Annotated in this window: 2 protein-coding genes; one reads left to right on the forward strand and one right to left on the reverse strand. The window is 75.1% G+C overall.

The window, feature by feature from the left end:
- Positions 1-1358, forward strand: a 1358-nt coding sequence (locus MXD58_RS27375) for a mannosyltransferase YkcB-related protein (protein WP_518478703.1), incomplete at its 5' end; no start/stop codon positions are given.
- Here the strand turns inward: MXD58_RS27375 and MXD58_RS27380 are convergent.
- Positions 1289-1504: hypothetical protein (locus MXD58_RS27380; protein WP_250610908.1), on the reverse strand; the 216-nt coding region annotated here is incomplete at its 5' end. The two genes, MXD58_RS27375 and MXD58_RS27380, sit on opposite strands and share 70 nt — an antisense overlap.

Raw genomic sequence — 1504 nt, forward strand, 5'->3', positions numbered from 1 at the left:
GAACGGGGACGGGCGGAGCCGCCGCCGGCGGCGCGGGCACCTTCCTGGGCCCCGGCGGACCGGGCGGCGGACCGGGTGGACGCGGCGGCGGCATGTGGGGGCAGTCGGGACTGACCCGGATGTTCGGCTCCGAGGTCGGCGGTCAGATCTCCTGGCTGCTGCCGGCCGCGCTGATTCTGCTGGTCGCCGGGCTCTGGTTCACTCGACGGGCACCGCGCACGGACCGGCTGCGGGCCGCGCTCGTGCTCTGGGGCGGCTGGCTCCTCGTCACCGGGATCATCTTCAGCGAGATGAAGGGCATCTTCCACCCGTACTACACGGTGGCCCTCGCACCGGCGATCGGCGCGGTGGTGGGTATCGGCGCGGTGCTGCTGTGGCGCAACCGGCACAACCCGGTGGCTGCGGTCGGTGGCGCGGCAGCCATCGGCATGACGACCTGGTGGTCGTACACGCTGCTCAACCGCACGCCCGACTGGCATCCGTGGATCCGCTACGTCGTGCTCGTCACCGGGATCATCGCGGCGCTCGGCTTCCTCGCCTCCCTCCGGCTACCGCGCCGCGCCGCGCTCGGCGTCGCCCTCGTGGCCCTCGTCGCCGGCCTGTTCGGCCCGGGCGCCTACACGATCGCCACCGCCCAGACCCCGCACACCGGCTCGATCCCGTCGGCGGGTCCCGCCGGCGCCGGCTTCGGCGGCTTCGGCGGTGGCCCGGGTGCTTTCGGGCGGCGCGGAAACGGCGCCAACCGCGGCTTCGGCCAGCGCCAGGCCGGCGGATTCCCGGGCTTCGGCGGCCAGGGCGGAACCGGTGCCCAGGGCGGCACCGGCGCACTGCCCGGCGGCGGCACCCTCCCGGGCGGCACCGCGGGTGGCCAGGGCACGGTTCCCGGCCAGGGTGGCACGGCTGCCGGCGGCACGGGTACGGCCGCTCGTCCTGGCGGCATGGGCGGGGGCGGCCTGCTCAACGCCGCCACCCCCGGCAAGGAGATCGTCGACCTGTTCAAGGCGGGCGCCAGCGGCTACACCTGGGTCGCCGCGGCCGTCGGTTCCAACAGCGCCGCCGGCTACCAGCTCGCCACCGGCAAGGCCGTGATGCCGATCGGCGGCTTCAACGGCAGTGACCCGTCGCCGAGCCTCGACCAGTTCAAGACGTACGTCAGCGAGAAGAAGATCCACTACTTCATCGCCGGCGGCGGCTTCGGCCAGGCCAACGGTGGCAGCAACGACTCCGGCAGCATCGCGAGCTGGATCGAGGCGAACTTCACCGCGAAAACCGTCGGCGGCGTCACCCTCTACGACCTGACCGCCCCGAAGGCGGCCGCGTCCACCACCTCCACCGACACGACCGCCCAGACCACCTGACCCCTCGGTCGGCCCGAACCGGGCCGGGGGGGGGGGGGGGGGGGGGGGGGGGGGGGGGGGGGGGGGGGGGGGGGGGGGGGGGGGGGGGGGGGGGCGGGGGCTGCCCCCGGACACCACCGACCGACACACACCCCAACCAAACACCT

It is taken from the genome of Frankia sp. AgKG'84/4, from assembly GCF_023242965.2.
In the GTDB taxonomy this organism is placed as follows: Bacteria; Actinomycetota; Actinomycetes; order Frankiales; family Frankiaceae; genus Frankia.